Origin of the sequence: uncultured Mailhella sp. (genome assembly GCF_944324615.1) — a bacterium.
GTDB lineage: Bacteria > Desulfobacterota > Desulfovibrionia > Desulfovibrionales > Desulfovibrionaceae > Mailhella.
In genome coordinates, this window is record NZ_CALUWY010000100.1 from 1 (window position 1) to 6,860 (window position 6,860).

The window sequence follows — 6,860 nt, forward strand, 5'->3', positions numbered from 1 at the left end:
TTCCTTCATGGCATCCTCCCTATGCCGACAATAAGAACTTTTTACCCTTTTGGCAATTAATGAGTCCTGAGCCTAGACATCCGTCAGGCCTACTACAACGAAACCATGCCCGAAGGCATCAAGCTGACCATTACGGCCATGAGCAATGGCGCCGGCCAGCCCGATGTGGAAGAGCTCATGGCAGCCTGGGGCGACACCTGGTACCACGTCATAGCCTGGCCGTGGAACGACCGCAGCAGCCTGCGCACGCTGGAAGCCGAGCTTGAAGACCGCTGGGGCCCGCTGCGTCATATCGACGGCGTGGCCATCACGTCCAAGGCAGGCACGTTTTCCGAGCTTCAGGAGTTCGGCAGCGGGGAAGACAAGGGCAACTACGCGCATATCTCCATTGTGGAAGCCTGCAAAACTCCCACGCTTCCGGCAGTGCGTGCTGCGGCCGTGGCGGCACTGGTGGCCTACTACGGCAACAACGACCCTGCACGGCCGTTCCAGACACTGACCATTGCCGGCGATCTTGCGCCGGCGCAGGAAGACCGGCTTACCCTTGAAGAACGCAACCTGCTGCTGAAGGCCGGCATAGCCACAACGGTGACCGATGCCGGCGGCAATGTGACCATTGAGCGCATGGTGACCAACTATCTCACCACGTCCACCGGCGCGGCGGATACCAGTTATCAGGACGTGAACACGCTGCTCACGCTCTCGTATCTCCGTTACGACTTCCGTTCACGCATCCTGCGCAAGTATCCCCGCCACAAGCTGGCCGGCGACACGGAAACAATAGCGCCGGGGCAGGCGATCATGAACCCGAAGCAGGGTCGTGCCGAAGCCGTGGCCGCCTTCCAGGACTGGCAGGAACTCGGCCTTGTGGAAGACATAGCCAAGTTCAAGGCAGGCCTTGTGTGTGAGCGCAACGCCACCGACGTGAACCGTCTGGACTGGCTCATTACTCCCGATCTCGTCAACCAGTTCCGCGTGGCCGCGGTGCAGATTCAGTTCCGGCTGTAAAGGAGCATCATCATGGCAATAGGCAACCGCCGTGCGGGCCGTATTTCCTTCAAGGTGGACGGTACGCTTTATGAGGCAAAGGGCAGCTTTTCGTACAATCTCGGCCTTGACGTAAGAGAGGCCATTATCGGCGCCGACGGCGTGCACGGTTACAAGGAAACGCCGCAGGTATCCTATATCGAGGGCGCCGTGACCGACAGGGAAGACCTTGATCTGGAAGCTCTTGTCGGTGCGGATGAATGTACCGTCACGCTGGAGCTCAACAACGGCAAGATCATCACGCTTTCCCGGGCGTGGTTCGCTGGCGACGGTACGGCGTCCACCGAAGAAGCGGAAATCCCTATCCGTTTTGAATCCAAGAGCCGCGCTCAGGAGGTGAAGTGATGAACGACGTTACTCCCGTCACCGTGACGCTGAACTATCCCGTACAGTTCGGGGACGAACTCGTCACGGAACTGAAGTTCACCCGCCGCGTGCGTTTTTCAGACATGGCCGACGCTTCGGCCGGGGCCCTGAGCATGGGGGACATGGCTCGTATCATCGGCAGGCTGACCGGGCAGGACAGACAGGTCATCATGCGTCTGGAAGGGGACGACATTGCCCGAGTCATGGAGGCGGCCACGCCTTTTTTAGGGAGTGGCCGGACGACTGGCGAATAGCCGCAGGCTTTCTTCTGGCGGAGTGTCACACGCCGCCGAGTGAGATCATGGCCATGACCGGCCCGGAGCTTCGTTTCTGGGCCGGATGTCTGGCCGCATACGGAAAAGAGAAGACTCATGGCAAAAAATAAAGTCTCCATAGATTTTGTCATAGGAGCCTATGACAAGTTCTCTGCTGGGTTCGCCAAGTTCAACGCAAAGATTGAATCTGCGACCGGAGCCGTGAGCCGCATGCAGGCACAGATGGCCCGCTTCAGTCAGAGAAGCGGGCTGAGTCAGATTGCCGGCGCGGCCGGCAACGTGGCTGAGGCTTTCGCGGGTATCGGCGATGGAGCCATGGAATCCATGAATCGAGTTACCGGAGCACTGGGGAAACTATCTCTGCTCCTGGGCGGCGCGTCCGGCGGCATGCTTGCGCTTGCCTCTGCTACGGCAGAGCAGGCGCAGGCTGCCGAGCGTTCGGCCGTGGCCCTGGGCGTGAACGCCAAAGACTTGCAGAAGCTGCAATACGCCGCATCCACGGTGAACGTGGAAGCTGAGGACATGACCGACATCCTTTCCGACCTTACGGAAAAGATGGTGGAGTCTGGAGACTCTGAAGACCTGGAAAAGATGTTCAAGGCTCTGGGGGTGTCGGTCAAAAACAGTAACGGCACCATGAAGAACTCGGCTCAGGTCATCATGGAGCTGGCAGATGCCTTTTCCCGCATGGAGGACGGCCCGGTAAAGACCAAGCTGGCCATAGAGCTTTTGGGCGATGAGGGGCGCAAACTCATTCCCGTGTTGAACAAAGGCTCTTCCGGTCTCAGGGCGCTGGGAAAAGAAGCGGAACAGGCGGGAATAGTGTTTGATGATACGGCCCGCAGTGATGCCCGGCGTTTTCAGGAATCTCTGAGCGGTGTGGGAAACCAGGTAGCCGGTCTGCGCAATGCCATAGGACGGCAGCTCATGCCGGTATTCACGCCCATCATGGAGAAATTTGAAGGCTGGCTGAGGCTGAACAAGGGGCTCGTTGCGGTAGAGACCGGAGAGTGGGTTCAGAAAATAGCGGATAATATCCCTGCATTTCTGGATGGTGCGGAACGCTGGCTTACTACAGGCGGCAAGGTCCTCGGCTGGTGTACGGATTTTATCGACCGGACCATAGGTATGGAAAATGCCCTGAAGCTCGTTGCCCTGTATATGGGGACGCCGTTTATCCGGTCTCTGTTCAATGCCGGCAAGGCCGTAGCAACCTTCGGGCTGGCACTTTCCACTAATCCCATCGGTGCATTCATTACCGCCATAGGAACGCTCGTGGCTGCCGGATGGTGGCTCTATAACAACTGGGAGAAGATATCCGCCGGCGTCACGAAATTCTGTACGGAAATAAAAAGCGCAGTTCAGGGTGTGGCGGATGTGCAGGATGCTGCCGATCTGCACGGCATAGACCTTGAAGACACCGACGCGCTTATGGACCCGGAAAACGCCCGGATACTGTCAGAAGCTGCGGGAAGTGTATCTTCAGGATTTTCCGATCTTACGCGATCTGGAACGGTCTCTTCCGAGACGGTGCACAAAGAAGAAAAGGTGGAAAAGCATACCATTGAGCTTCACCTTCCGCCCGGAGTGACGGCCAGCGGAGACACACAGGGAAGTGACGCCGTCACGGTGAAGCGCGACGGCATGGGCTACGCCTGGTCCTTTGCGGGGGTGTGACATGGCACAGGCATGGAAACTTCGTATTCAGTCCGCCTCGTTTCGCGGTATCCCGTTCCAGGTCTATATGGCTGGGGGATCTCTCGGACGCTCCACGGCGCTGCATGTTTTTCCGAACGGCTCGGCTCCGTATCCTGAAGATCTTGGCAAGGCCCCGCAGTTTTACGACGTGCAGGGCTTTGTTTCCGGCTCCTCGTACATGACGCAGCGCGACGCGCTGGAAGCAGCCTTTCAGCAGCCCGGCCCGGGTACGCTGGTGCATCCGTGGTACGGCAGCCTGTATGTGGCACTTGCCGGTCCAGTGCGCACGCAGCACAGCGCGGTTGACGGCGGCCTCTGGCAGTTTCAGGCACGTTTCGTGCGGGTGGAAAAGCCCGGGGGACTGACGGGTGCGCCCAATCTTCTGGATATGGTGGCCGAGCGTGTCTCCGCCGTGGCCGAAAGGGCGCGGGCTCTGGCCGATTCCGTAGGTCAGTACCTGGACAAGGGCGCCTGGGTAGTCTCGCAGATAGAAACCGCAGCGGGCGTCTTCATCAGCAGTGTGAAAAGTGTTCTGGCCCTACCGGAAGGGCTTTCTACGTTGGCCGGAATGGCCGGTTCCACAGGCTGGCTCACAGGCATGATTTCTTCGGGGAGCTTCGGTGCATCCTGCTGGAACATGGTGCAGACCGGAGCGGAAAATCTTCCTTCCGGCTCTGGTCCGACCGCGTTGCTTGACCTGGTGCGGTCGGCGCCGCAGGTGACGGCATCGGAAATCTTCGGCACATCGCGCAGGGCAGCGGCCGAAGGGCAGAGAATCGTGTCGAACGTCCAGCAGCAGATGTGTGCGGCTGCCGCCTGCTCCGTGGCCGCCGCGTATGCGCCTTCCACCACCAAAGAGGCCGGAGAGCTTCAGGCGTCCGTACTCGATGCCATAGACGCCGCTCAGATGGAAGCCGACGATGAAACCTTTGCCGCGCTTTCCAACCTTCGCACGGTCACGCTTCGTTCCATGGCGGAAAAGGCCCGCACGCTTCCCGACGTGATCAGCGTAACGGAAAGCCAGGTCATGCCTTCGCTGGCTGTGGTCTGGCGCTGGACCGGCGGCCTGGAAGCGGAACAGGAACTTGTCGCGCGCAACGGCCTGCGGCATCCCGGATTCGTGCCGGGCGGGCAGGCACTGGAGCTGATACATGGATGACATCACCTTGACCGTGGGCGGTGTGAACTGGACGGGCTGGGAGTCCCTGCAGGCTTCCCGCAGCGTGGACGCCATGGCTGGCGCGTTTTCCCTGGGACTTGCAAACCGCGTTCAGTACGGCGGCGCGGCTCTGCCCCTGTCGCCCGGCGTGGACTGCGTGCTTGCCTGCGGGGCGGACACGCTTGTCACCGGATTCATCGACAGCGTTTCTCAGTCGCTTGATTCCGGCAGACACGGCATAACGGTATCCGGCAGAGACAGGAGTGCCGACATTGTGGACGCCTCCGCCATACACGCTCCGGGCAGCTGGAAGGGCGCTTCTCTCACGGATATCTGTTCGGCGCTGTGCGCGCCTTTCGGCGTGCCGGTCACGCTGGAGGGCGATCAGGGGCAGCCCTTCACGGCGTTTCAGATTCAGCCCGGTGAAAGCGTGGCGGAAGCCATGCAGCGCCTTTTGAAGCAGCGCGAACTTGTGGCCATGCCGGACGGAAAAGGAGGACTCAGGCTGGCCAGACTGGCGCAGGAAACGCTTTCTGCCGTGCTTCAGGAAGGCGTGAACGTGCTCTCGGCCTCTGTCACCTTCGACGCCTCCGCCCGTTTTTCCGAATATGTCGTGACCGGGCAGAAGCAGGGTACGGACCAGGACTTCGGCAAGGCGTGTTCCGTCAGGGCGACGGTCAGGGATGAGCAGATAAAGCGTTATCGGCCGCTGGTCATCCGGGCAAGCCAGCAGGGTGACACATCCTTCATGACCCGCCGCGCCCGGTGGGAAATGACCACAAGACGGGCGGAAGGCACGTCCGTGCAGGTCACGGTGCAGGGCTGGCGCGACAGTGCCGGCAGGCTCTGGGAACCCGGTGTGCTGGTGCCGGTGCAGCTTCCTGCTCTGGGGATATCGCAGAGTCTGCTTATTGGGGAAGTTACCTGGACACGGGATGCAGGAGGGACAACCACGCAGCTGACATTGAAAGACCCTGCTGCCTGGCAGCAGGAGCCGGAAGAGCCGAAAAAGAGTGCCGGATCGGGAAGTACAGACTGGGATTTGTACGTCAAGCAGGCGGAAAAGGCCAAAGCCGAGGGGCAGAAGGTGAAGGAGGTTATGGCATGAGCCGCGACAGCTTCATGGAAAGTGTGCGCAATCTCATGCGTGACGGCGTATCCCGTGCCGAGCTCAACGTTGTGGACGACGAAGGCAACATGCAGCGCGTCCAGATATCTCTCTTGGAAGATGAAGTCATCGACGGAGTGGAGCGCTTCCAGAACTACGGCTTCACCTCCGTGCCGGATGAAGGAGCCGAGGCAACGGTGGTGTTCGTGGGGGCGGACCGTTCTCACCTCGTCGTGGTGGTGGCCGACGACAGGCGCGTGCGCAAGAAAGGGCTGAAGCCCGGAGAAGTGGCCATCTATCATAAGGACGGAGACTGCATCCACCTGAGGAACGGAAACTGCATGGATATTTCAACCAGAACTTTAACTCTCTCCTGTGAAACGGCCACGATTTCCGCAAGTTCCGAGATCTTGCTGGACACGCCGCTTGTCACCTTGACCGGACGCCAGCAGACCACGGGCGAAAAATCCGGCGGCGGTGCGTCCACCTTTGCGGGCGGTCTGGAAAACACCGGCGGAGATATCACCAGCAACGGCATTTCCCTTGAACATCATACCCACCCCGGCGACAGCGGCGGCACCACGGGAGAACCGCAATGATGGAACGTGTCGTTGTCTGGTGTGTGGTTCTGATAAGCGTTCTTCATATTATTCACTTCATGCGGGGCGGCTAGATGGACATTTTTATGGCTCAAAACGAACAGGGGCTTTTCGATCTGTCCGTAAGGAAAGGTGACCTTGTTGGCGACAACTCCCTGGGCACGGAAATCATGGTTTCTTTGTTTACCGATGTCCGGGCGGAAAAGGATGAACTTCCGCCGGAATACAGAGACTTGCGCGGCTGGTGGGCGGATGCGCTGCTTTCCATGCAGGGCGACGATCTGGGGACCGGTTCCAAACTCTGGCTTCTGCGAAGGCAGAAGCAGCTGGAATCCGTGCTTGTGCAGGCGGAAGCCTATGCCCGAAGCGCGCTGCAATGGCTCATCAATGAGGGACTGGCCTCTGCTGTGAGCGTCGCGGCGGAAAATCCTGTTCAGGGAATGCTTGTTCTCAAGGTGTCCGTCACCAGGGCAAGTCCTTCCGTGGTCCAGCGCGTGACCGACGCATGGCTCATCAACATTACTGAAACCGATGTCACCATGATGGGGGTGGTATGAGCTTTTCCAGGCCTTCCCTTTCTACGTTGCGCTCCCGCATTGCGGCCGACG

8 protein-coding genes are annotated in these 6,860 nt (G+C 59.6%); all 8 read left to right on the forward strand.

What is annotated here, in order from left to right; translation table 11 throughout:
• The first annotated feature begins 105 nt into the window (after positions 1-105).
• The 8 genes from Q0K07_RS12645 (at position 106) to Q0K07_RS12680 (ending at position 6,809) form a co-directional block, all read left to right on the forward strand.
• Positions 106-1,008, forward strand: a complete 903-nt coding sequence (locus Q0K07_RS12645) for a phage tail sheath subtilisin-like domain-containing protein (RefSeq protein WP_294559719.1) — start codon at positions 106-108, stop codon at positions 1,006-1,008.
• Positions 1,009-1,020: 12 nt separating this feature from the next.
• Positions 1,021-1,392, forward strand: a complete 372-nt coding sequence (locus Q0K07_RS12650; protein WP_294559721.1) for a phage tail tube protein — start codon at positions 1,021-1,023, stop codon at positions 1,390-1,392.
• Positions 1,392-1,667: a phage tail assembly protein gene (locus Q0K07_RS12655; RefSeq protein WP_294559723.1), complete on the forward strand. Its 276-nt coding sequence runs from the start codon at positions 1,392-1,394 to the stop codon at positions 1,665-1,667. The genes Q0K07_RS12650 and Q0K07_RS12655 overlap by 1 nt, the downstream gene beginning before the upstream one ends.
• Positions 1,668-1,784: 117 nt before the next feature.
• Positions 1,785-3,365 carry a hypothetical protein gene (locus Q0K07_RS12660; RefSeq protein ID WP_294559725.1) on the forward strand — a complete coding sequence of 527 codons (1,581 nt, stop codon included), beginning with the start codon at positions 1,785-1,787 and terminating at the stop codon, positions 3,363-3,365.
• A gap of 1 nt (position 3,366) precedes the next feature.
• Positions 3,367-4,545, forward strand: a complete 1,179-nt coding sequence (locus tag Q0K07_RS12665; RefSeq protein WP_294559726.1) for a DNA circularization protein — start codon at positions 3,367-3,369, stop codon at positions 4,543-4,545.
• Positions 4,538-5,653 carry a phage baseplate assembly protein gene (locus Q0K07_RS12670; RefSeq protein WP_294559727.1) on the forward strand — a complete coding sequence of 372 codons (1,116 nt, stop codon included), beginning with the start codon at positions 4,538-4,540 and terminating at the stop codon, positions 5,651-5,653. The genes Q0K07_RS12665 and Q0K07_RS12670 overlap by 8 nt, the downstream gene beginning before the upstream one ends.
• The gene (locus Q0K07_RS12675) at positions 5,650-6,252 is read left to right on the forward strand and encodes a phage baseplate assembly protein V (RefSeq protein WP_294559728.1); all 603 of its coding nucleotides are present in this window, start codon (positions 5,650-5,652) and stop codon (positions 6,250-6,252) included. Before Q0K07_RS12670 ends, Q0K07_RS12675 begins: the two co-directional genes overlap by 4 nt.
• An 86-nt stretch (positions 6,253-6,338) precedes the next feature.
• Entirely contained in the window at positions 6,339-6,809 is a 471-nt protein-coding gene (locus Q0K07_RS12680; protein WP_294559729.1) for a phage GP46 family protein, read from the forward strand.
• Positions 6,810-6,860 lie beyond the last annotated feature (51 nt).